Genomic DNA, 23,542 nt, shown 5'->3' with positions numbered 1-23,542 from the left:
AAGAATGACGGAACAGAACTATCCGGTATATGGCGAAATTACCGGTCCGATCGTCATGATCGGCTTTGGCTCCATCGGCCGAGGCACGCTGCCCCTGATCGAGCGCCACTTCAAATTCGACAAGAGCCGGATGGTCGTCATCGACCCGCGCACGGATGATGCCCACATTCTGGAAAAGCACGGCGTCAAGCACATCCAGGCGTATGTGACGAAGGACAACTACAAGGAGCTACTGAAGCCGCTGCTGACCGAAGGCGAAGGCCAGGGCTTCTGCGTCAATCTCTCGGTCGACACCTCGTCGCTCGACATCATCAAGCTCTGCCGCAAGCTTGACGTGCTCTACATCGACACCGTCGTCGAGCCGTGGCTCGGCTTCTATTTCGACAAGGACATGAAGAACGAGGAACGCACCAACTACGCGCTGCGCGAAACCGTTCGCAAGGAAAAGGCCAAGAATCCCGGCGGCACCACCGCCGTTTCTACCTGCGGCGCAAACCCGGGCATGGTTTCCTGGTTCGTCAAGCAGGGGCTTTTGAACCTTGCCCGTGATATCGGGCTGAAGTTCGATGAGCCGGGCCAGGACGACCGCGAAGAATGGGCAAAGCTCATGAAGAAGGTCGGCGTCAAGGGCATCCACATTGCCGAACGTGATACCCAGCGCACCATCCACCCGAAGCCGCTCAACGTTTTCTGGAACACCTGGTCGGTCGAAGGCTTCATCTCCGAAGGCCTGCAGCCGGCAGAACTCGGCTGGGGCACCCACGAAAACTGGATGCCGAAAAACGCCAAGAAGCACAAGAAAGGCTCCAAGGCCGCCATCTTCCTGGAGCAGCCTGGCGCCAACACCCGCGTTCGCACCTGGTGCCCGACGCCTGGCCCGCAATATGGCTTCCTGGTCACCCACAACGAATCGATCTCGATCGCCGACTTCTTCACGGTCAGAGACAAGGACGGCGACGTCACCTATCGTCCGACCTGCCACTACGCCTATCACCCGGCGAATGACGCAGTTCTCTCGCTGCATGAGATGTTCGGCAACGGCGGCAAGCCGCAGCCGGTCCTGCACGTTCTCGATGAGAATGAACTGGTCGACGGTATCGACGAGCTCGGCGTATTGCTCTACGGCCATGACAAGAACGCCTACTGGTACGGTTCGCGCCTGTCGCTGGAAGAGACCCGCCGCATCGCCCCCTACCAGAACGCGACTGGTCTGCAGGTAACTTCTGCCGTTCTCGCCGGCATGGTTTGGGCGCTTGAAAACCCCAAAGCCGGCATCGTCGAAGCCGACGAGATGGATTACAAGCGCTGCCTCGAAGTGCAGCTGCCCTATCTCGGCCCAGTCGAAGGCCACTACACCGACTGGACCCCGCTCGATGGCCGTCCGGGTCTTTTCCCGGAAGACATCGACACCAAGGATCCGTGGCAGTTCAAGAACATCCTGGTTCGCTGATCCTTGCCCTAAATGCTTTCGAAGATGCCCGCTGTCAGGCGGGCATTTTTGTAACGCCTGCTGTCTAAATGCCGGCAGACCTCCGTCGAAGGCTTGCCTTCGCGGAAGGCCCGCGCCATGTTTTTGGCGGACTGTCGCGGAAAGCTTCCGCCTAGATTCGCCGGAGAAGTCTTATGAAAGTAAAAACTGGTCTCGTTCTTGCGGTTGCATCCGCAGCGCTTGCCGCCTGCGTTTCCTCCGGTCCGCGCCCGCTCCCAACCGCATCGGCGCCCGCTCCTGCCGGTGTCGAAGGAAACTGGGCCGATCCGAATGGCATCGTCTCCACCTTCCAGGCTGGCACCTTTACGACGCGAACGACCGACAGCAACCAGCTTCTGGCCTCCGGCACCTATACCAATACCTCGCCCACGCTGGTGGAAATCAACATGACCTCGCTGGTTCGTAACAAGCAGTCGAAGGTCAATTGCGCGCTCGTCACTACGAGCCAGCTGAACTGCACCTCGGACGCCGGCGCACAGTTCGTCCTGACTCGCCGCAGCTGAAAAGGGCATGGGTAAAGGCTAAGCACACATGCGGCTTTCGCCGGTTATCCCGTCCTGCTGCTCGCAATGCCGCTTGCCGCGGCGATAGCAATCCGGCTTTTTTGCCCGGCTCCCCTTGGAAAGCGGTTCTCCTGGCCCAGCTTTCCCTTGCGGCCGTGCATCGTCCGATGGAACATCCGCATGCCGGGAACCCCCGGCTGACTATGGAAGGGACTGGCGAGGATCAGGGGGATCTTCGCCCTTTTAATCAGGAGAACAGGGATGACGAAGTCTTTCAGCTTCGGTCTTTTGACCGCGTCCATGCTGGCGCTGAGCACAGGCGCTGCTTTCGCGGATTACGAACTCAATATTCTTCATATCAACGATTTCCATTCACGCATTGAATCAATCAACAAGTTCGACTCCACCTGCTCGGCCGAGGAAGAAGGCAAGAACGAATGCTTCGGCGGCGCCGCCCGCCTGAAGACCGCCATTGATCAGCGTCGTCAGGCTCTGACTGGTAAGAACGTGCTGCTGCTCAACGCCGGCGACAATTTCCAAGGCTCGCTGTTCTACACGACCTACAAGGGCGCGGCTGAAGCTGAAATGCTGAATCTCATGAAGTTCGATGCCATGACGGTCGGCAATCACGAATTCGATGACAGCGAGGATGGGCTGGCGACCTTCCTCGACAAGGTGCAGTTTCCCGTCGTGACCGCGAACGTCAAGGCGACAGCTGCCTCCAAGCTCGGTGACCGCGTCAAGCCTTCCCTCGTACTTGATGTCAGCGGCCAGAAGATCGGTATCGTCGGTGCCGTCACCAATGACACGCCGGAGCTTTCCTCGCCCGGCCCGAACGTGACGATCGCCGATGACGTCCAGAGCATTACCGCAGAAGTCCAGAAGCTGAAGGGCGAAGGCGTCAACAAGATCATTGCGCTGACCCATGTCGGCTATCCGCGCGACCTTGCCTTGATCGCCAAGATCCCCGATGTCGACGTGGTCGTCGGTGGCCATTCGCACAGCCTGCTGTCGAACACTGATCCGAAGGCCGAAGGTCCCTACCCGACAATGGTCGACAATCCCGGCGGCTATAAGGTGCCGGTGGTGCAGGCAGCTTCATATAGCAAGTACCTCGGCGATCTCGTCGTCAATTTCGACGACAACGGCGTCGTCAAGGAAGCCAAGGGCGATCCGATCCTAATCGATTCCACCTTCACGCCGGACCAGGCTGTCGCCGCGCGCATCGTCGAACTGGCAAAGCCGATCGAAGAGCTGCGCAAGAAGGTAATCGGCTCCTCGGAAGGCCCGATCGAGGGCGACCGCAAGGTCTGCCGCGTCAAGGAATGCTCGATGGGCAATCTGGTGGCTGATGCCATCCTTGACCGCGCCAAGAACCAGGGCGTGACCATTGCCATCCAGAACGGCGGTGGCCTGCGCGCCTCCATTGATGGCGGCGACGTCACCCAGGGCGAAGTCATCACCGTGCTGCCCTTCCAGAACACGCTCGCAACCTTCCAGCTAACCGGCGCCGATATCGTCAAAGCGCTCGAAAACGGCGTCAGCCAGATCGACCAGGGCGCCGGCCGTTTCCCGCAGGTCGCCGGTCTGAAATTCACCTTCGACCAATCGAAGCCGGTTGGCAGCCGCGTCAGTGACGTCCTCGTCAAGGACGGGGACAATTTCGTGCCGATCGACAATGCCAAGACCTATGGCGTCGCCACCAACAACTTCATGCGAGCCGGCGGCGATGGCTATGTTGCCTTCAAAGACGGCCAGAATGCCTATGACTTCGGTCCGGACCTGGCCGACGTGACAGCCCAATATATCGCGGCGCATTCGCCCTATAAGCCTTATACGGACGGCCGTATCACCGAAATTGCGCAGGCGGCACCTGCTCCCTCCGCAGAGCAGGCTCCTGCAGCCCCTGCACCCGCGGCACCGGCTCCATCTGCCGAACCGACCCCAACTCCTGCAGCACCAGCCCCGGCGGCTCCCGCTCCAGCAGTTGAACCTGCCCCGGCAGCCTCCGCATCGGCCACGCCCTCGACCCACGTCATCGCTGCCGGCGATACGTTCTGGGATCTCGCCAAGACCTTCTACGGCGACGGCGCCGAATGGCGCAAATTGTCGGAAGCCAATGGCAGCCCCAACCCGCGCCATCTCCGGATCGGCGAGAAAATCCAGGTTCCGGCCAAGTAAGACGATTTGTCCCGATCATCAGAGCCGGTCCGGGGTTCCCCGGGCCGGCTTTTCTTCCTATAGGGTGAACCGTGACCGGCCGGCTGCGTATGAGCCGGCGAGGCACGAAAGCGCGTTGGGGCCAGAATGACAGATACTTCACTCCGCCCGGCGGATCATCCCGCCGTCAAATTCGGCAAGGTCGGCGTCCTGCTGGTCAATCTCGGCACGCCTGATGGCACCGATTACACGTCCATGCGCCGCTACCTGCGCGAATTCCTGACCGACAAGCGCGTCATCGAATGGTCGCCCTGGAAGTGGTACCCGATCCTGTTCGGCATCGTGCTCAATACGCGCCCGCAGAAGGTGGGCAAAGCCTATGAGACGATCTGGAACAGGGAATTTAATGAGAGCTGGCTGCGCACCTACACCCGCAATCAGTCGGATTTCATGGCCGAACGCCTGAAGGACCTGCCAAACGTTAAGGTCGATTGGGCGATGCGCTACGGCACCCCTTCGATCCCCTCGCGCATCGATGCGCTGAAAGATGAAGGCTGCGACCGCATCCTGCTCTTCCCGCTCTATCCGCAATATGCGGCCGCCACCACCGCAACCGTCAATGACAAGGCCTTCCGGAAGCTGCTCACCATGCGCTGGCAGCCGGCATTGCGCACGGTTCCTGACTACCATGACGACGAGACCTATATCGAAGCCTTGGCAAAATCCGTCGAGCAGCATCTCGCTTCCCTCGACTGGAAACCGGAGATGCTGCTCGCCTCCTTCCATGGCATTCCGCTCTCCTATTTCCAGCAGGGCGATCCCTATTACTGCCAGTGTCAGAAGACCGGCCGCCTGCTGCGCGAGCGCCTCGGCCTGACGAAGGAAAATTTCATGGTCACCTTCCAGTCCCGCTTCGGACCGGAGGAATGGCTGCAGCCCTATACCGACAAGACCGTCGAGAAGCTGGCACAGGACGGCGTCAAGCGTATCGCCGTCATGAATCCTGGCTTCGTTTCCGACTGTCTGGAGACGCTGGAAGAGATTGCCGAACAGGCCGCCCATTCTTTCAAGCACAATGGCGGCGAGCAGTTCACGCATATTCCCTGCTTGAATGACAGCGAGGACGGCATGCAGGTGCTGGAAAAAGTCGTGCGCCGTGAGCTGCTGGGCTGGGCATGATGACAGACGCGGCGCCAGATTTTCTGGCGGCCTGCAATAGATAAAAACGTCCCTCGCACCAGATCTAAGGAATGGCCGATCGCAATCGCGTCAGAGGCGCGATTGCGGCCCGTGGATTCGTGGCCTGCTGCTTTGTCGATCTGGACGTACTTTATGATTTCGGGTTTCAGAAAATTGATTGTCATCGCCTGCCTGCTCATCATGGCAGGTGGCGGTTATCTCGCGTGGGAGCACTATCAGCGGGTCTATGCCAACGCCCCTCCCAAAGGCATTGTCGGTCAGGTCGCATGTCAGCTTCGCCTCCACGATGTCAAAACCAGCAGTCCGAAGCTGGATGACCAGCCCTTTCTCACCAATTGCCTGATGGGCGGCTACATCACAAAGAGCGACCTGGACGATGCCGGCCTATCACCCTGATTTGACAGGCGAGGCTGTCATTCCTTCCTTGCAAAGAACGTGCTAACTCACCACGTCAGATAGGTGGGCCTAGGGAGGAATGCATGCTGCTCGGCGGCTTCGATATCGTCGTGATCGTATTGGTGGTTTTTGTCATCCTGGTGCTCTTTGCAGGCATCAAGACGGTTCCGCAGGGCTACCGTTATACGATCGAGCGTTTCGGCCGCTATACGCGGACGCTGGAGCCCGGCCTGAACCTGATTACCCCTTTCATCGAACGCGTCGGCGCCAGGATGAACGTGATGGAGCAGGTGCTGAACGTGCCGACCCAGGAGGTGATTACCAAGGACAATGCCTCAGTCTCGGCCGATGCCGTGTCCTTCTTCCAGGTGCTGAATGCCGCTCAGGCCGCCTATCAGGTTTCCAACCTGGAAAATGCCATCCTGAATCTCACCATGACCAATATTCGATCCGTCATGGGCTCTATGGATCTCGATGAGCTGCTCTCCAATCGCGATGCGATCAACGACCGGCTGCTGCGTGTCGTGGACGAAGCCGTGCAGCCTTGGGGCATCAAGGTCACCCGCGTCGAGATCAAGGATATCCAGCCGCCGCGCGACCTCGTCGACGCGATGGCCCGGCAGATGAAAGCCGAGCGCGAGAAGCGCGCCCAGGTGCTGGAGGCCGAAGGCGCGCGCAACGCGCAGATCCTGAGAGCCGAAGGCGCCAAGCAGTCCGCCATCCTTCAGGCCGAAGGCCAGCGCGAAGCCGCCTTCCGCAATGCCGAAGCCCGCGAACGCTTGGCCGAAGCCGAAGCCAAGGCGACGAAGATGGTCTCGGAAGCGATCGCCGCCGGCGACGTCCAGGCAATCAACTATTTCGTTGCCCAGAAATACACCGAGGCGCTCGCTTCGATCGGCTCGGCACCGAATTCCAAGATCGTCATGATGCCGATGGAGGCTTCTTCCATTCTCGGTTCGCTTGGCGGCATCGGCGCGATTGCCCGAGAAGTCTTCGGCGAAAGCAACAATCCGCCCCCGCCGCGTCCGAGTCCAGGTCCGGTGCGCTCCACACCGCCGGTCGCTCCGCCTCCGCCCAATCCCTTCAGTCCCAACTCGGAGCGATAAGCCATGCTGGCGAAAATCGTCGGCGAACTTGGGCCGTGGAGCTGGTGGGTGGCAGGCCTCGTGCTGCTGGCAGCCGAGATGATCGTGCCGGGCTTCTTCCTGGTCTGGATCGGGCTTGCCGCCCTTGCCGTCGGTATTCTGTCACTGCTCTTCTGGGATACCGCCTTCTGGGTTTGGGAGCTTCAGGCAATCCTCTTCGCCATCCTCGCGGTCGCCGCCACGCTCATCGGCCGGCGGCTGACGCTGCGCAACGCCACGACGGACGAGCCGTTCCTCAATCAGCGCGGCGCGAGCCTCGTCGGCCGTACCGCGACGCTGCACGAGCCAATCCGCGAAGGCCGCGGCCGTATTCGTCTCGACGATACGACGTGGCAGGTCATGGGGCCGGATCTTCCGGCCGGAACGCAGGTCAAAGTGGTTTCGAGCAACGGCCGCGACCTAACGGTTGAGCCAACCTGATCAGGCGACGCCGATCCGCAAGAGATCGTGGAAGTGAACCAGCCCGATCGGCCGCTGCTCGTCGTCCACGACGATAAGCGCACCGATCTTGTATTGCTCGAGCAGCGCCAGGGCCGCCGTCGCCAGTATCGTCGGCCTAACCGTCTTCGGCGCGCGCGTCATGATGTCGTCAACCGTCAGCTCCGCGAGATTGCGGTTGAGGTTGCGGGACATGTCACCATCCGTGACGATGCCGCAAAGCCGGCCCTCCGCATCCAGCACGCCGACACAGCCGAAATGCTTGTGCGACAGTACCTTGATCGCCTCAGGCACGGATGTGCCCGTTACGACCAGCGGCAGGCGGTCACCGGTGTGCATGATGTCAGCAACATGCATCAGGCTCGCCCCCAGCTTGCCGCCGGGATGGAAAACATGGAAATCCGTCGCCGTGAAGCCGCGCGCGTCCAGAAGCGCGATCGCCAGGGCATCGCCGAGCGCAAGCTGCATCATCGTCGACGTGGTTGGCGCCAGCCCATTGGGACAGGCCTCTTCCTCATTGGGGATCAGCAGCGCAATATCCGCAGCCGTCGCCAGTGAGGACTGCGGGCTGCAGGTCATGGCGATCAGCGGAATGGAAAAACGCCGCGTGTAGGAAATGATACTCTTCAGTTCCGCGCTCTCGCCGCCCTTGGAGATCGCAAGGACTACATCGTCGCCGGCGATCATGCCGAGGTCGCCGTGATTGGCTTCCGCCGCATGCACGAAAAAAGCGGGCGTTCCCGTTGAAGCGAAGGTGGCGGCGATCTTGGTTCCGATATGGCCGCTCTTGCCGACGCCGGTCACGATCACCCGGCCGGTATTCTCTCCGATCATCTCGATCGCACGTGTAAAGGGACCGGCAAGCCCGTCATCGAAAGCACGTTCCAACGCCTCGAGGGCGCGTCTTTCGATACTGACGGTGCGCTTGCCCGACTCCAGCACGCTGTTTTCGACGAGTTTTACCGCTCTCCTGATCATGGCAATGCGTTAGACCTTTTCACTTTACCTGTCCACCCGACAATGTTTCCCATGTGTGAACGCGCGACCCGCGCAGCAACGAATGGTTAACCACAAGGCTTTACGCTTGAGTAAGACTTCGAAGCATTTCAGGCGCGGATTGAATGGGCCAGGGAAAACAGACGAGCAGTGTGACGCCGCTCCGCGCCATGAGCCGTGCCGTCTCCATCACGGCTATCAGTCTGCTGGTCGCGCCCTCAGCTTTCGCACAGCAGATCACGCAACAACAATCGGCGGGCACGACGAATTCTCGCACCACGGCCACCTCCGCCACGCAACGCACCGGCGCAAACAACGCGGCGCCGGACGCCGATGGCGCAGGCGATGATACGACGGCCCCCGCCAACCCTTCTGCGCAGGCCCGGGATACGGAAAGCGCAATTGCACCCACTCTGACGACACAGCCCGACGACCAGACGACCGGCTCGATCCTCGACGAGGATATGCGCAGGCTGAACACCCGCGAACCGCGCCTCGATGAGACCCCGGTACGCAGGGTGCCTGAGAGCGTCTCGACCGAGCAGACGCCAGGCATCCCCGTCGGCAGTTTCGTGCTGCGCCCGAGCGTCACGCAAACGATCAACACCGAGACCACGAAGGACGGCGGCACAAAAAAGAGCCGCGGCTTCCTCGAAACCGATATGGGCGCAACGTTGACCTCCGACTGGAGTCGGCATCAACTGACCGTCACCTCCGAGGGCGCTTGGCAGAAGAACATCAGCGGCGAGGGTGAAGAACAGCCATCCTTCAAGATCAATGGCGATCTGCGGTTGGACCTGACGCGCGACACCGTCGGCCATATCACCGGCGGCTATAATTTCTACCGCGAGGATACGGATGATCCGGATGCGATCACCAATGCCGATCAGCAATCTGATGTGCAGGAATTTACCGGCGGCGCTTCCATTGAGCATGACTTCGGCATCTTGCGCGGAACCGCCGCCGTCGCACTCTCGCGCTCGATTTATTCCGACGCCGTGCTCTCGAACGGCACGACAGTCTCTCTGAGCGATCGCAACCAGACTACAGGAACCGTGCGCGGCCGTATCGGCTACGAACTCTCGCCGGCACTCATTCCCTTCATCGAAGCGTCGATCGGCAAGACCAATTATGATGAACGCACCGATTCCTCGGGTTACCAGCGTTCCGGAGATAGCTACGGCGCCAAGGGCGGCGTCCAGGTCGATATGGGTGAAAAGCTGAAGGGCGAGGTCGCGGTTGGTTATGCGACGGCGGATTTCGATGACGACAGACTGAAATCGATCGATACAGCGACACTCGATGCCAGCCTGCTCTGGTCGCCGATCCGCGGGACGAATGTCAATCTCGACCTCCAGACCAGCATCCAGCCTTCCACGGCAGCCGGCGAAAGTGGTTATGTCTCACATCAACTGAGATCCACGGTCGATCATCAGCTGCGCGACAATCTGGTGGCGACGGTCATCGGTGGCGTGACGCTGCGCGATTATCCGAGCGGCAGCACAATAAGCGACGAGACGGTTTACACCGCCTCGACTGGTCTTGTCTGGAATATCAACCGCTATCTCGACTTCACCAGCACGCTTGGCTACGAGCTGACGACACGCAAGGAAGGCGACGACTCGCAGCAATGGCGAGCCGGCGTCGGTCTCAAGGTGAAGCGCTGAACAACTTTACTTCAGGCGAGCAAGCAGGTTCTTGAAGCCGTCTTCGACGGTCGGACGGATGTCCGCGCGCTCGAGAGCGAAGGCGACGTTGGCGAGGATGAAACCATCCTTGGCACCGCAATCGTAAGTCTCACCCTTGAAGTGGTAGCCTGCAAAATCCTGTTCCTTGAGCAGCTTCAGCATGCCGTCGGTAAGCTGGATTTCGTTGCCGGCGCCGCGTTCCTGGGTTTCCAGGATCTTGAAGATTTCCGGCTGCAGGATGTAACGACCGTTGATGAAAAAGTTGGACGGAGCCATACCCTTGGCCGGCTTCTCGACCATGCCGGTGATGCGGAAACCTTCGCCAACGGATTCGCCGACACCAACGATACCGTATTTATGTGCCTGGTCGGGAGCGCATTCCTCGACGGCGATAACGTTGCCGCCGCTATGCTCGTAGAGCTCGATCATGCCCTTCATGCAGCCCTTTTGATCCTTCATGATCATATCGGGCAGCAACAGAGCAAAAGGCTCGTCGCCGACGATCTCGCGGGCGCACCAGACGGCGTGGCCGAGGCCGAGCGGCTCCTGCTGACGGGTAAAGCTCACCGTGCCTGCCTTGGGAAGCTGCTGCTGCAGCAGGGTGATTTCCGCCTTCTTGGCGCGCTCCTTGAGCGTCTGTTCAAGTTCGAAATGAATATCGAAGTAATCTTCGATGACATGCTTGTTACGACCAGTAACAAAAACCAGATGTTCAATGCCAGCTTCAAGTGCTTCGTCGACAACATACTGAATGATTGGTTTATCGACGACCGTAAGCATTTCCTTTGGAACCGCTTTAGTGGCTGGAAGGAACCGCGTTCCCAGACCTGCGACTGGAAATACTGCCTTGCGAACTTTCTTATTCAGAGCCACACCGACCTCCTGTTTTGACTATACCGCTTTTAATTCAACGCTATATCGATTTGAACTAGTATAGAATTGCTACCGTTTTGCAAATGGTGACTGGACCGGCCGCCCATGGTAAAGAATTTGTTGACTCCGTTCCTGTAATTTCGGCGTAGGACGGACATGACGTACCGCCCCGGCTAAAACTGAAGATGACGGATACGACTGCCGATGACCCAGAAATACGCACACTCCCTTCGTGGTCTTGCTCTCGCCCTCGTTGTCGCCACCGCGACCGGACTGGCCCCTCATAACGCAAAAGCGGATGCCCGGTTCCAGAAGTGGATCGCGGACTTCTACCAAACTGCCGCGCAGAGTGGCATCAGTAAGGCAACCTATCAGAAAGCCTTTTCTGGGGTAAGCGACCCAGACCCGACGGTACTGGAAAAGGCGACCTATCAGCCTGAATTCACATCGAAAATCTGGGATTACATCGATTCCCGCGTCAATCCCTACACTGTGGAAATCGGCCGCAAGATGGCCGCCAAATATGCCAAGACGCTGGATGCGATCCAGCGCCAATCCGGTGTCGACAAATCGATTCTACTCGCTATCTGGTCGATGGAATCGAATTACGGCGCAGTTCTCGCTAAGGATGAGCGCCTTCACTATGTGCCGCGCGCATTGGCAACGCTTGCCTATGCCGACCCGAAGCGTGCCAAATATGCCAAGAAACAGTTGATTGCAGCGCTGAAGATCCTGCAGAACGGCGACGTGCCCGCCAAGGAAATGACCGGGTCCTGGGCCGGCGCCATGGGCCACACCCAGTTCATCCCGACAAGTTATCTTCTTTACGCTGTCGATGCCGATGGCAACGGTCATCGCGACATCTGGAATTCGGTGCCCGATGCGCTGGCGACTTCGGCCAACCTCCTGATGAAGAACGGCTGGGACACCGGCAGGACCTGGGGCTACGAGGTCGCGGTGCCGGCATCCGCCGCCCAGCAGGTCGGCAAGACGCGCACGCTCGCCCAGTGGGCGGCCCTCGGCCTGAAGCGTCCGAATGGCAAGCCTTTCAAGGATGGCGAAACCCGCGCCATGCTGAAGATGCCGGCCGGTAGCGATGGCCCGGGCTTCCTGATGACCGCGAACTTCTTCACCATCAAGAACTACAATGCCTCGGATAGCTACGCTCTTGCCGTCGGCCTTCTTGCAGACCAGATCGCCGGCTTTGGCGGGATGCAGCAGCGATGGCCGCGTCCCGAAGGGTCGCTGGACATAACCGAGAAGTTCGAATTGCAAACGCGACTGAAGACGCTTGGCTATTATAGCGGCGATGTCGACGGCAATTTCGGATCCGGCTCCAAGGCAGCCATCGCCGCCGTTCAGGAGCGCATCGGCATGCAGCCGGATGGCGAACCCTCACTTTCGCTTCTCCACGCGCTGCGCCGTTAAAGCGCGACACATCCAGACACATGAAGGACGCCATAACTCCTTGAATTTACGCATCGTGCCGCCCGGAAATCGATTATGATTTTCAAACCGATACCGTAGAAGCGCGGAAAGCCTGACCTAAATCATACGGGTAGAGTGGACGGAAAGCTGCTGCCTATGCAAAATGCCCGGCAGATGCGGAACTGCCCGATGACGATACAAATTGACCGGACGCGATGGATTCGTCGGCTTGCGCTTGCCGCGGCCACGTTGTCTTTTTGCCTGGGTTCGATGCTGCCGGCGGACTATGCTGAGGCGCAGGAGCTCCGATACCAGCGCCGCTCCATCCTCGATTTCTTTCTCGGCCGGCGTTACATCGACGAGAATCCACAGCCCGAAATGCGGGACCAACCGCGGCGGCAACAGCAGCCACGCAGGCGCCCACCCACGCAGAAGGCCGTGACACCAATGCGCACGGCGCCCGTCGCGCCCGCTGAACCCGTGGTTCAAAAGCAGGACAACGCCCAGAAAATCCTTGTCGTTGGTGACTTTCTCGCCGGTGGCCTGGGGGATGGCCTCGCCGCCGCGTTCGAAACCTCACCCGGTGTCGTGGTCGAAGCCCGCAGCAATGTCTCGTCCGGCCTCGTGCGCGACGACTACTACAACTGGCCGGGCGAATTGCCGAAGATGATCAACGAACTGAAGCCGGCAATGGTGGTCGTCATGATCGGCACCAATGATCGGCAGCAGATGGTAACGGATGCCGGCAAGGAGAAATTCCGCACCGACGGCTGGTTTACCGAATATCAACGCCGCGTGCTGGCCTTCGGCAAGGAGGTCACGAGCCGAAAGATCCCGCTGCTCTGGGTCGGACTTCCTGCCTTCGAATCCGATTCGATGACGGCCGATGCCGTGCAGATGAACCAGCTCTACCGCAATCAGGTGGAAAGCATCGGCGGCGAATTCGTCGACATCTGGGACGGCTTCGTGGACGAGAACGGCAAGTTCATCGTCACCGGCTCCGATGTCAACGGCCAGCAGGTGCGCCTGCGGACCGCTGACGGCATCAACCTGACCCAGGCCGGCCGCCGCAAGCTCGCCTTCTACGTGGAAAAGCCAGCGCGCCGCCTTCTCGGCACTCAGGCAAGCCCCGATCTCGTGCGCCTCGATCCCGGCAACCTGCCAGCGCTGACGCTGCCAGCCAATCCAGTGGAACATACGCAACCGATCAGCTTGTCCGACCCGAATCTTGATGGTGGAGCTGAATTGCTCGGCGCCAGCAGGACGCCGGTCACGCTGACGAAATCGCCACGCGATCTTCTGGTCGAACAGGGAGAGATGGCTCCGGCGCCGACAGGCCGCATAGACGACTACCGTATGCCGACGCCAAAGACGACGGCAGAAGTTTCGGTGAAGTGAGAAAGGGCCGCTTGAGCGGCTCTCATCGATCTTCCGGACTTACCTGGCCGTCACCTGCGGCCAGGTCAGGTAGTAGTAGAAGTCGGAGCCGATCTGGCCGAAATAGGCATCGCTGCCGTCGAGCTTATCCACAGAGTGAGTGGCCTGCCTCGGCCTCCGGTCAGTCGCTGCAGGCCGGTTCGGACCTGCCTACGCAGGAAAACTGCAGCTCGACAATTACAGGAAGCTTGCCGGAAGCCGCAGCGCGTCACCGGTCTTACCACGAGAAACTCCGCCGGAATGCGGCGGAGTTTCTTGTTCGACGAATTGTTTGAGGCGGATCAGCGCGGCAGGACGGTGGAGCCCATCAGCGCCTCGTCGATCGCGCGCGCCGCCTGGCGGCCTTCGCGGATCGCCCAGACCACCAACGACTGGCCGCGGCGCACGTCGCCTGCCGTCCAGAGCTTGTCGACCGAGGTCTTGTAGTCGCGATCGTTGGCAACGACGTTGGTTGATCCGCGCTTGTCGATATTGAGCGTCAGTTTGCCGTCGAGTTCCTTCAAAACGCTGTCATTGAACGGACCGCTGAAGCCGATCGCAATAAAGGCCAGATCCGCCTTGATGACAAAATCGGTACCCGGAACCGGGCGGCGGCGCTCGTCGACTTCGCAGCACTTCACGCCAGTCAGCACACCATCTTCGCCGACGAATTCGAGCGTCGCGACCTGGAATTCGCGGATCGCGCCTTCGGCCTGCGAAGAGGAGGTACGCATCTTCGTGGCCCAGAATGGCCAGACGGCCAGTTTGTCTTCCTTCTCCGGAGGCTGCGGACGAATGTCGAGCTGGGTCACCTTGACCGCACCCTGACGGAAGGCCGTGCCGACGCAGTCCGACGCCGTGTCACCACCGCCGACAACGACGACATGCTTGGCGCCGGCCAGGATCGGATCGGATGGCCAGCCGGTGCTATCGATATTTTCGCGGCCGACACGCTTGTTCTGCTGAACCAGATACGGCATCGCATCGTGAACACCGGAGAGATCGGTGCCTGGAATACCGGCAGCGCGTGGCGTTTCGGAGCCGCCGCAGTAAAGCACGGCATCATAATCGGCGAGCAACTGTTCGACCTTCACGTCAACGCCGACATTGACGCCGCAATGGAACGTCACGCCCTCGCCCTTCATCTGCTCTACCCGGCGATCGATGAAGTTCTTCTCCATCTTGAAGTCCGGAATGCCGTAGCGCAGCAGGCCGCCCGGCTTCGTCTCGCGCTCATAGACGTGCACGTCATGGCCGGCGCGGCCGAGCTGCTGGGCAGCAGCCATGCCGGCGGGGCCGGAACCGATGATCGCGACCTTCTTGCCGGTATGTATCGTTGCCGGTTGCGGACGGATGAAGCCGAGCTCGTAAGCCTTGTCGGCAATTGCCTGCTCGACCGTCTTGATGGCAACAGGTGCATCCTCGAGGTTCAGCGTGCAGGCTTCTTCACAGGGGGCAGGGCAGACGCGGCCGGTGAATTCCGGGAAGTTGTTGGTCGAATGCAGGTTCTGGATCGCCGCTTCCCAGTTGTTGTTGTAGACGAGGTCGTTCCAGTCCGGAATCTGGTTATGAACCGGGCAGCCGGTCGGGCCGTGGCAATAGGGGATGCCACAGTCCATGCAGCGGGCTGCCTGTTTCTGCACTTCCGGGTCCGACATCGGGATCGTGAATTCGCGGAAATGACGGATGCGATCCGACGCCGGCTGATACTTCGCTACCTGCCGGTCGATTTCCAGAAAACCTGTAACCTTACCCATATTTTCGTCCCTTACCCTCATGACCGCCTCGCCCGCGGCCAGTTGTCTGTTCAGCCTCGGTCGCGGAGGCAGGTTGTTTGTCTTGACCGTCATCAGAACATATCTCCTGTCGCCATCCACGCTGTTGCGCAAGCTTCAGGCTCGCGGCTGATCGTCGTTGAGTCATTGAGATATTTCGGTCATCCGCCACGCGCTTCCGGCGTGGCGGATTGTTCGGTGCAATTATTCGGCAGCGATGCCCATCCGGCTGCGTTCCATTTCCTCAAGCGCGCGCCGATACTCGACGGGCATGACCTTACGGAATTTCGGACGATGGTCGGCCCAATGCTCAAGGATTTCCTTGGCGCGGGTGGAGCCCGTGTAGTGCAGATGGTTGGAGATCAGTTGGTAGAGGCGCTCCTCGTCGTGGCGCGTCATGTCACCGGAGACGTCGACCCGTCCCTTGTGCATGAGGTCGCCGCCGTGATGGTGCAACTTCTCCAGCATGTCGTCCTCTTCCGGAACCGGCTCCAGCTCGACCATGGCCATGTTGCAGCGGCTGGCGAAATCGCCGGCCTCGTCGAGAACATAGGCTACGCCGCCGGACATGCCGGCCGCGAAGTTGCGGCCCGTTGCGCCGAGCACGACGACCACACCGCCCGTCATATATTCGCAGCCGTGGTCGCCCACCCCTTCGACGACAGCGATGGCACCGGAGTTGCGCACCGCGAAACGCTCGCCCGCGACACCGCGGAAGTAGCATTCGCCCTCGGTCGCGCCGTAAAGAACGGTGTTGCCGACGATGATCGAGTTCTCCGCGACAATCCTCGAATTTTCCGGCGGGCGAATGATGATCTTGCCGCCCGAAAGGCCCTTGCCGACATAGTCATTGCCGTCGCCAATCAGGTTGAAGGTCACGCCGCGTGCCAGGAATGCGCCGAAGCTCTGGCCGGCCGTGCCCTTCAGGGTGACGTTGATCGTGTCTTCCTTCAGGCCGCGATGGTTATAACGCTTGGCCACTTCGCCCGACAGCATCGCACCCGCCGAACGGTCGACGTTCTTGATATCGACTTCGAAGGCGACAGGCGTCTTCGATGCCAGTGCCGGCTCGGCGGCCGCAATCATCTTGCGGTCGAGAATGTCGTCGATCGGGTGCTTCTGACGGGTCGTCCAGTAGGTCTCTTCCTTCGGTGCATCAACCTTGTGGAAGATCTTCGCGAAGTCGAGTCCCTTGGCCTTCCAGTGCGCCAGCATCTCATCCTTCCCGAGCAGCTCAGAAGCGCCGATGATGTCATCGAGCTTGGTAAAGCCGAGGGAGGCCAGAATTTCGCGCACTTCGTTGGCGACGAAGAAGAAGTAGTTGATGACGTGCTCGGGCGTGCCCTTGAAGCGCTTGCGCAGAACGGGATCCTGCGTCGCCACGCCGACCGGACAGGTGTTCAGGTGGCACTTGCGCATCATGATGCAGCCGGCCGCAATCAGCGGAGCCGTCGCAAAGCCGAATTCGTCGGCGCCGAGCAGCGCGCCGATGACGACGTCGCGACCAGTCTTCAGACCACCATCGACCTGGAGGGCAACGCGCGAGCGCAGCCCATTCAGCACCAGCGTCTGCTGGGTTTCGGCAAGGCCGATTTCCCAGGGTGAACCGGCATGCTTCAGCGAGGTGAGCGGCGATGCGCCGGTACCACCATCGAAACCGGCAACCGTGATATGGTCGGCGCGTGCCTTGGCAACGCCGGCGGCAACCGTGCCGACACCGACTTCCGAGACGAGCTTGACCGAGACATCCGAGGTCGGGTTGACGTTCTTCAGGTCGTAGATCAGCTGCGCCAGATCTTCGATCGAGTAGATGTCATGGTGCGGCGGCGGCGAAATCAGGCCGACGCCCGGCGTCGAATGACGGGTCTTGGCAACGACGGCATCGACCTTATGGCCGGGCAGCTGGCCCCCTTCGCCGGGCTTGGCACCCTGCGCAACCTTGATCTGCAGCACATCGGCATTGACGAGATATTCCGTCGTCACGCCGAAGCGGCCGGATGCGATCTGCTTGATCGCAGAGCGCTCGGGGTTTGACGAACCATTCGGCAGCGGCATGTAGCGGTCGCTCTCTTCGCCACCCTCACCGGTGTTCGACTTGCCGCCGATCCGGTTCATGGCGATCGCCAGCGTCGTATGCGCCTCACGGCTGATCGAGCCGAAGGACATGGCGCCCGTGGAGAAGCGCTTGACGATATCGACAGCCGGCTCGACGCTGTCGACCGGCACCGGCTTGCGGCCGAGTGCCTCGGCACTTTTGATCTTGAAGAGGCCGCGGATCGTGTTCATGCGGAGCGCCGACGTGTTCACCATCTCGGCGAATTCGCGGTAGCGATCCTCGGCATTGCCGCGCACCGCATGCTGCAGGGCAGCCACGGCATCCGGCGTCCAGGCATGGCTTTCGCCGCGCATGCGGTAGGCATATTCGCCGCCGATATCGAGGTTGCTTGCGAGGATCGGATCGCGGCCGAAGGCTGACTTATGACGGGCAACCGTCTCGTTGGCGATCTCTTCGAGACCGACGCCTTCGATGGTCGTTGCCGTGCCAAAGAAATACTTGTCGACGAATTCCGACTGCAGGCCGATCGCATCGAAGATCTGCGCACCGCAATAGGACTGATAGGTCGAGATACCCATCTTCGACATGACCTTCAGGATGCCCTTACCGACAGCCTTGATGTAGCGATAGACAACTTCGTTGGCGTCGACTTCCTTCGGGAATTCACCCTTGGCATGCATGTCGAGCAGCGTGTCGAAAGCGAGATAGGGGTTGATCGCTTCCGCACCGTAACCGGCCAGCAGGCAGAAATGATGCACTTCGCGCGGTTCGCCGGTCTCGACGACGAGGCCGACCGACGTGCGCAGCCCCTTGCGGATCAGGTGATGGTGCACGGCAGCAGTCGCCAGCAGCGCCGGGATCGCGATGCGATCCGGACCGATCTGGCGGTCGGAGAGCACGATGATGTTGTAGCCGCCCTTGACTGCCGCTTCCGCACGCTCGCACAGACGGTCGAGCATCTCAGGCATGCCTTCGGCGCCGCGCTCGACATCATAGGTGAAATCCAGCGTCTTGGTGTCGAAACGGTCTTCCGTGTGACCGATGGAGCGGATCTTTTCGAGATCGCCATTGGTCAGGATCGGCTGACGCACTTCGAGGCGCTTGGCGTTCGCCATGCCTTCGTGGTCGAGAATGTTCGGACGCGGGCCGATGAAGGAAACGAGGCTCATGACGAGCTCTTCACGGATCGGATCGATCGGCGGGTTCGTCACCTGCGCGAAGTTCTGCTTGAAATAGGTGTAGAGCAGCTTCGACTTCTCGGACATGGCCGAGATCGGCGTATCCGTGCCCATCGAGCCGATCGCTTCCTGACCCGTCGTCGCCATCGGCGACATCAGGATCTTGGTGTCCTCGGTCGTGTAGCCGAAGGCCTGCTGGCGATCGAGCAGCGAGACGTCGCGGCGAAGCGCGCGCGGCTCGACCGGCTTCAGATCTTCGAGAATGAGCTGCGTGCGGTTGAGCCAGCTGCGATAGGGATGCGCGTTCGCAAGCTGCGCCTTCACCTCGTCGTCGGAGATGATCCGGCCCTCTTCCATGTCGATCAGCAGCATCTTGCCGGGCTGCAGGCGCCACTTCTGGATGATGCTCTCTTCGGCAACCGGCAGCGTGCCGGCTTCGGAAGCCAGGATGACGCGGTCGTCATCGGTGACGAGATAGCGCGCCGGACGCAGGCCGTTGCGGTCGAGCGTCGCACCGATCTGCTTGCCATCGGTGAAGGCGACGGCGGCCGGTCCATCCCACGGCTCCATCAGCGCGGCATGATATTCGTAGAATGCCTTGCGCTCCGGCGACATGGACTGGTTGCCGGCCCAGGCCTCGGGGATCAGCATCATGACTGCATGCGACAGCGAATAGCCGCCGCGCAGGAGGAATTCGAGCGCGTTATCGAAACAGGCCGTGTCCGACTGGCCCTCGTAGGAAATCGGCCAAAGCTTGGAAATGTCCTCACCGAAGAGCGGGGAGGAAACCGAAGCCTGACGTGCTGCCATCCAGTTGACGTTGCCACGCAGCGTGTTGATTTCGCCGTTATGGGCGACCATGCGATAGGGGTGCGCGAGCTTCCAGGACGGGAAGGTGTTGGTCGAGAAGCGCTGATGCACGAGGGCGACCGCGCTTTCGAAACGCGGGTCTGACAAGTCCTTATAGTAGGCGCCAACCTGGTAAGCCAGGAACATGCCTTTGTAGACGACGGTCGTGCTGGACAGCGAAACCGGATAGAAGTGGCTCTCCTCACCGTCGAACTCATCATAGATCCGGTTGGAGATGACCTTGCGAAGCGTGAAGAGCCGGCGCTCGAATTCGTCGTTCGTCGCAGCATCCTTGCCGGCGCCGATGAAAACCTGCACGTGATGCGGCTCGGTCGCGGCAATCGCCGGAGCTTTGGAAAGCGAGGAATTATCGACCGGCACGTCGCGGAAGCCGAGGAAGATCTGACCTTCTTCGGTGATTACGTCCTTGATCACCTTCTTGAAGTGTTCGATCTGCTTTTCATCGCGCGGCATGAAGATATGGCCGACGCCATATTCGCCGGCCTTCGGAAGTGTAATGCCCTGCTTGGCCATTTCCTCGCGGAAGAAGCGGTCGGGAATCTGCACGAGAATGCCGGCACCATCGCCCATCAGCGGATCGGCGCCAACGGCACCGCGATGCGTCAGGTTCTCGAGAATGAAGAGACCGTCCTTGACGATCTGATGCGACTTCTGCCCCTTCATATGCGCGACAAAGCCGACGCCGCAGGCGTCATGCTCATTGCGCGGATCGTAGAGCCCCTGTTTCTTCGGAAGACCGGAGGCAGATTTACGCGTATTGGCCGTTGCGCGCACGTCTGCTGCTGCGAACCGGTCAATCTGCGTGGATGGCGTCTTCTTCGTCATCGTCTTTCCTCCTGTCGAAGCCCGCGGGGCTGCGGGCGGCTTTTCGTCGCGCACCGCACCTTTAAAGATAGGTCCGGCGCGTGACGGCGCTGTTGCGTTATGAAGATCCGGGCGCAGACATCTGCTTTTAAGGAAAGCAAACCGTCGCGTTCCGCGCTGCCATTCGCTTCCGCGCGCCGCCATGTGAAGGCTTGACGCTCGAAAGAACTATAGCGTGAAAGCCGCTCTGTTCCAGGGCTTTCGGCGCCTCTTCGGCCATGAAGACCAAAATAGGACAGCAACCCTGTCCTAGTTCACCCGTTCAATGCCAGAAACAATTCCTCTTCGCAAGAGCGGCATCTTAAAAAAATGTCAGTTTGCGACGGAAGATTGCCAAATCAATCAAAATGGCGACATAAAATTACCTCTCACCTTATCATTTCGTATATTGATTGCGCAGTTCAATTTTTGTGATGCATCCAGGTTTCCGCCCTTGATCCTGTGAAGCTTTGGCGTAGTGTCCAATCCCGAAACTCCCGCCCCATCATTTTCAATGGTTTTCTCAATGATTTTTGCTTCCGACAACTGGGCTGGCGCCCATAAATCCATTGCCGAACGCCTGCTCGCCGAATCCACCGGTTTTGCCGCCGCTTACGGCAACAGCGATCTCGACAGACGGGTGGAAGCCCGCTTTTCGGAAATCTTCGAGCGCGAGGTTTCCGTCTTCTTCGTTGCGACTGGCACCGCTGCCAACTCCCTGGCGCTGGCGAGCGTCCAGCGCCCTGGCGGGATCACCTTCTGCCATTCGGAAGCCCATGTGATCGAGGACGAATGCGGCGCGCCGGAATTCTTCTCCGGCTCAGCCCGTCTCATCGCCGTCGACGGCGAAGCCGGCAAGATTGATCCGACCAAACTCTCGGCAAAGATCGCGCACTTTCCCGAGGATGCCCTCCGTCATGGCCGCGCCACCGCTGTGACCATCACCCAATCGACCGAAATCGGCACCGTCTATTCGCTGCCGGAAATCGGCGAGATTTCCGCGATCGCCAAGAAGCGAGGACTACCCCTGCACATGGACGGCGCGCGCTTTGCCAATGCGCTCGTTGCATTGAATGCAACACCTGCCGAAATGACCTGGAAGCGCGGCGTCGACATCCTCTCCTTTGGCGGCACCAAGAATGGCTGCTGGTGCGCGGAAGCGATCGTCTTCTTCAATCCGAAGCAGGCGAAGGAAATGCACTTCATCCGCAAGCGCGCGGCCCAGCACTTCTCCAAGTCTCGCTTCATCTCCGCCCAGTTCGACGCCTATTTCGAAAACGGTCTCTGGCTCGATCTCGCCCGACACTCCAATGGCATGGCCGAACGTCTGCGTGCCGGCATCGGCGCCAGCAATTCGGCCCGGCTCGCCTGGCCGACCGCGTCAAACGAAGTTTTCGCGGTCATTCAGAAATCAGCCGCAAAGACGGCTGAGGGCAAGGGCGCAAAATTCTACGAGTGGCCGCTCCCGGCCGGCATGCCGGACCTCGTTTCGGAGGGCGAAATGCTCGTCCGCCTCGTCACCTGCTTTGCAACGACCGAAGCGGATGTCGACGGCTTTCTGAAGTGCCTGGCAGCCTGATTTCGCAAACGCCCGGAACGCCCGCTCAAAAGAGCCCGTATCCAGCCACTACGGAACAAAGTGCATTTCTTTGGCATTCCTTTCTCAATTCATAGGCGGTCCGTGTCACCCGTTTCCTATGAAGAGGTGAAGAAATGAAGAAGTTGGCAATCATCGTCCTGACCGTGGCGACGGCTTTTACCAGCGTCGCACCGGCGCAGGCCTTTCCGACAATCGCAAAGCCTGATGTGCCCCAAGTTTCGAATGTCGAGCAGGTTCAGTATTATCGCCGGCACTGGGATCGCTATCGTTACGACGACGATAGGTGGCGCTATCGTTATGATGACGACAGGTGGCGCTATCGCCGGCACCACAGGCACAACAACGCTGGCGCGATCATCGGCGGCCTTGCCGCAGGTGCCATCATCGGCGGCATCATAAGCTCGCAGCGCCAGCCGCGTTATTATTACTCCAGCGGCAGCTACCACATCCGCTGGTGCTATTCGCGCTACCGCTCTTATCGCGCCTACGACAACACCTATCAGCCCTATTACGGTCCGCGCCGCCAATGCGTTTCGCCGTAAAGTCCTGATTTCGAAAACCAAAGTCCCGCCTTTGCCGGCGGGATTTTTGATGTGAAGGTGTTTAGGCCGATCGCAGGCCCCTGACCTTCTTCAGAATGTCATCCGAAAGGGCCGCCACAAGCGCCTGATCGGCACCCTTTCGCGGCACCAGCACGAATTCGACATCCTCAAGCACCGGTAGCCTGGCCGGCGCGATTTCCTTCAGCCCGGAAGGCGCCATGCTGCGTGGCTGCACGAGTACGCCCATGCCGGCACGCGCGGCGGCCGTCAGCCCGCTCAGACTGCCGCAGGTGCAGACGATGCGCCAGGCGACACCGTGCCGGCCGAGCGCTTCCAACGCAATGGCGCGCGTCACACTCGGCGGCGGGAAAGCGATCAAAGGCAGTGGGTGGGATGCGAGCACATGCTCCGGATCCCGCGCCAGCCACACCAGCGGCTCCCGGTAGACGAGCTTTCCGTGCTCATCACCGAGCCGTCGCTTGGCAAGCACAAGGTCGATAGCTTCCGCATCCTGCATTTCGTACAGAACACCTGAAAGCGCCACCGTCAGTTCCAGATCGACGGAGGGATGCGAGCGCACGAAGTCTTCCAGCACCGCCGGCAGTTGGCTCGTTACGAAATCTTCGGAAACGCCGAGCCGCAGGCGTCCGCGCAGGCTGCCGCCCTTGAACAGTGATCGCACCTGCCCTTCAATCGACAACATGGACCGCGCATGCGACAGCAGCGCCTCGCCATCGCTGGTCAGCACCACCTTATGCGTATCGCGTTCCAGCAGCCGGCGCCCCAGCGAGGTCTCCAGTCTTTGGATATGCTGGCTGACCGTCGACTGCCCAAGACCCAGTCTCTCGGCTGCCAGCGTGAAGCTGCCCATCTGTTCGACGGTGACGAAACTGCGAAGCTGCGATAGGTCCAGCATATGCGCAATCCTGACTCGTGATAACTGTTA

The 23,542-nt window shown here is 60.2% G+C and carries 17 protein-coding genes; 12 read left to right on the top strand and 5 right to left on the bottom strand.

The genetic code is table 11. The annotated features are described in order from the left end of the window. Positions 1-4: 4 nt before the first annotated feature. The 7 genes from FHT92_RS22825 (at position 5) to FHT92_RS22795 (ending at position 7,313) form a co-directional block, all read left to right on the top strand. On the top strand, positions 5-1,450 hold the full coding sequence (locus FHT92_RS22825) for a homospermidine synthase (RefSeq protein WP_183748705.1): 1,446 nt from the start codon (positions 5-7) through the stop codon (positions 1,448-1,450). Between the two features lie 173 nt (positions 1,451-1,623). Next, positions 1,624-1,992, top strand: a complete 369-nt coding sequence (omp10, locus tag FHT92_RS22820; RefSeq protein ID WP_183748703.1) for an outer membrane lipoprotein Omp10 — start codon at positions 1,624-1,626, stop codon at positions 1,990-1,992. A gap of 261 nt (positions 1,993-2,253) precedes the next feature. After that, complete coding sequence (locus tag FHT92_RS22815) at positions 2,254-4,173, top strand: bifunctional metallophosphatase/5'-nucleotidase (RefSeq protein ID WP_183829590.1); 1,920 nt, start codon at positions 2,254-2,256, stop codon at positions 4,171-4,173. 126 nt (positions 4,174-4,299) lie between these two features. Further along, positions 4,300-5,331, top strand: a complete 1,032-nt coding sequence (gene hemH / locus FHT92_RS22810) for a ferrochelatase (protein ID WP_183829587.1) — start codon at positions 4,300-4,302, stop codon at positions 5,329-5,331. A 153-nt stretch (positions 5,332-5,484) separates the two neighbouring features. Beyond that, complete coding sequence (locus FHT92_RS22805; protein WP_183829584.1) at positions 5,485-5,748, top strand: hypothetical protein; 264 nt, start codon at positions 5,485-5,487, stop codon at positions 5,746-5,748. 83 nt (positions 5,749-5,831) lie between these two features. After that, a complete protein-coding gene (locus FHT92_RS22800) occupies positions 5,832-6,854 on the top strand; it encodes an SPFH domain-containing protein (protein ID WP_183748695.1) in 1,023 nt (340 codons plus the stop codon). A 3-nt stretch (positions 6,855-6,857) separates the two neighbouring features. Next, a complete protein-coding gene (locus FHT92_RS22795; RefSeq protein WP_183748694.1) occupies positions 6,858-7,313 on the top strand; it encodes an NfeD family protein in 456 nt (151 codons plus the stop codon). Here FHT92_RS22795 and FHT92_RS22790 read toward each other — a convergent pair whose 3' ends face one another. Further along, entirely contained in the window at positions 7,314-8,309 is a 996-nt protein-coding gene (locus FHT92_RS22790; RefSeq protein ID WP_183748692.1) for an SIS domain-containing protein, read from the bottom strand. A gap of 143 nt (positions 8,310-8,452) precedes the next feature. Here FHT92_RS22790 and FHT92_RS22785 point away from each other — a divergent pair, with 143 nt between their 5' ends. Beyond that, entirely contained in the window at positions 8,453-9,994 is a 1,542-nt protein-coding gene (locus FHT92_RS22785; RefSeq protein ID WP_183829581.1) for an outer membrane beta-barrel protein, read from the top strand. Positions 9,995-10,000: 6 nt separating this feature from the next. Here the strand turns inward: FHT92_RS22785 and galU are convergent, their stop codons facing one another. Further along, positions 10,001-10,888 carry a UTP--glucose-1-phosphate uridylyltransferase GalU gene (gene galU, locus FHT92_RS22780; protein ID WP_183829578.1) on the bottom strand — a complete coding sequence of 296 codons (888 nt, stop codon included), beginning with the start codon at positions 10,886-10,888 and terminating at the stop codon, positions 10,001-10,003. Between the two features lie 204 nt (positions 10,889-11,092). Between galU and FHT92_RS22775 the strand changes: the two genes are divergently transcribed. Continuing rightward, a complete protein-coding gene (locus FHT92_RS22775) occupies positions 11,093-12,316 on the top strand; it encodes a lytic murein transglycosylase (protein ID WP_183829575.1) in 1,224 nt (407 codons plus the stop codon). A 189-nt stretch (positions 12,317-12,505) separates the two neighbouring features. Further along, positions 12,506-13,714: an SGNH family hydrolase gene (locus FHT92_RS22770; protein ID WP_183748684.1), complete on the top strand. Its 1,209-nt coding sequence runs from the start codon at positions 12,506-12,508 to the stop codon at positions 13,712-13,714. 320 nt (positions 13,715-14,034) lie between these two features. Here the strand turns inward: FHT92_RS22770 and FHT92_RS22765 are convergent, their stop codons facing one another. After that, positions 14,035-15,489 carry a glutamate synthase subunit beta gene (locus FHT92_RS22765; protein ID WP_183748864.1) on the bottom strand — a complete coding sequence of 485 codons (1,455 nt, stop codon included), beginning with the start codon at positions 15,487-15,489 and terminating at the stop codon, positions 14,035-14,037. 222 nt (positions 15,490-15,711) lie between these two features. Beyond that, the gene (gene gltB, locus FHT92_RS22760) at positions 15,712-20,436 is read right to left on the bottom strand and encodes a glutamate synthase large subunit (protein WP_183829572.1); all 4,725 of its coding nucleotides are present in this window, start codon (positions 20,434-20,436) and stop codon (positions 15,712-15,714) included. Positions 20,437-20,980: 544 nt separating this feature from the next. Between gltB and FHT92_RS22755 the strand changes: the two genes are divergently transcribed. Both FHT92_RS22755 and FHT92_RS22750 read left to right on the top strand, forming a co-directional pair. Next, positions 20,981-22,033 (top strand): low specificity L-threonine aldolase, encoded by a 1,053-nt coding sequence (locus FHT92_RS22755; protein WP_183829569.1) that lies wholly within the window; start codon positions 20,981-20,983, stop codon positions 22,031-22,033. Between the two features lie 134 nt (positions 22,034-22,167). Next, the gene (locus FHT92_RS22750) at positions 22,168-22,596 is read left to right on the top strand and encodes a BA14K family protein (RefSeq protein WP_183829566.1); all 429 of its coding nucleotides are present in this window, start codon (positions 22,168-22,170) and stop codon (positions 22,594-22,596) included. A 61-nt stretch (positions 22,597-22,657) separates the two neighbouring features. Here the strand turns inward: FHT92_RS22750 and FHT92_RS22745 are convergent, their stop codons facing one another. Next, complete coding sequence (locus FHT92_RS22745; RefSeq protein WP_183748677.1) at positions 22,658-23,512, bottom strand: LysR family transcriptional regulator; 855 nt, start codon at positions 23,510-23,512, stop codon at positions 22,658-22,660. Positions 23,513-23,542: the final 30 nt, after the last annotated feature.

The organism is Rhizobium sp. BK377 (genome assembly GCF_014193935.1).
GTDB lineage: Bacteria > Pseudomonadota > Alphaproteobacteria > Rhizobiales > Rhizobiaceae > Rhizobium.
This window is presented reverse-complemented; position numbering and strand designations above follow the sequence as displayed.

Coding starts and splice junctions, on each gene's coding strand:
- FHT92_RS22775 (WP_183829575.1), top strand. CDS start 11,093: ATGACCCAGAAATACGCACACTCCCTTCGTGGTCTTGCTCTCGCCCTC.
- hemH (WP_183829587.1), top strand. CDS start 4,300: ATGACAGATACTTCACTCCGCCCGGCGGATCATCCCGCCGTCAAATTC.
- FHT92_RS22795 (WP_183748694.1), top strand. CDS start 6,858: ATGCTGGCGAAAATCGTCGGCGAACTTGGGCCGTGGAGCTGGTGGGTG.
- FHT92_RS22750 (WP_183829566.1), top strand. CDS start 22,168: ATGAAGAAGTTGGCAATCATCGTCCTGACCGTGGCGACGGCTTTTACC.
- FHT92_RS22770 (WP_183748684.1), top strand. CDS start 12,506: ATGACGATACAAATTGACCGGACGCGATGGATTCGTCGGCTTGCGCTT.
- FHT92_RS22755 (WP_183829569.1), top strand. CDS start 20,981: ATGATTTTTGCTTCCGACAACTGGGCTGGCGCCCATAAATCCATTGCC.
- omp10 (WP_183748703.1), top strand. CDS start 1,624: ATGAAAGTAAAAACTGGTCTCGTTCTTGCGGTTGCATCCGCAGCGCTT.
- FHT92_RS22785 (WP_183829581.1), top strand. CDS start 8,453: ATGGGCCAGGGAAAACAGACGAGCAGTGTGACGCCGCTCCGCGCCATG.
- FHT92_RS22800 (WP_183748695.1), top strand. CDS start 5,832: ATGCTGCTCGGCGGCTTCGATATCGTCGTGATCGTATTGGTGGTTTTT.
- FHT92_RS22765 (WP_183748864.1), bottom strand. CDS start 15,489: ATGGGTAAGGTTACAGGTTTTCTGGAAATCGACCGGCAGGTAGCGAAG.
- FHT92_RS22790 (WP_183748692.1), bottom strand. CDS start 8,309: ATGATCAGGAGAGCGGTAAAACTCGTCGAAAACAGCGTGCTGGAGTCG.
- gltB (WP_183829572.1), bottom strand. CDS start 20,436: ATGACGAAGAAGACGCCATCCACGCAGATTGACCGGTTCGCAGCAGCA.
- FHT92_RS22745 (WP_183748677.1), bottom strand. CDS start 23,512: ATGCTGGACCTATCGCAGCTTCGCAGTTTCGTCACCGTCGAACAGATG.
- FHT92_RS22815 (WP_183829590.1), top strand. CDS start 2,254: ATGACGAAGTCTTTCAGCTTCGGTCTTTTGACCGCGTCCATGCTGGCG.
- FHT92_RS22805 (WP_183829584.1), top strand. CDS start 5,485: ATGATTTCGGGTTTCAGAAAATTGATTGTCATCGCCTGCCTGCTCATC.
- FHT92_RS22825 (WP_183748705.1), top strand. CDS start 5: ATGACGGAACAGAACTATCCGGTATATGGCGAAATTACCGGTCCGATC.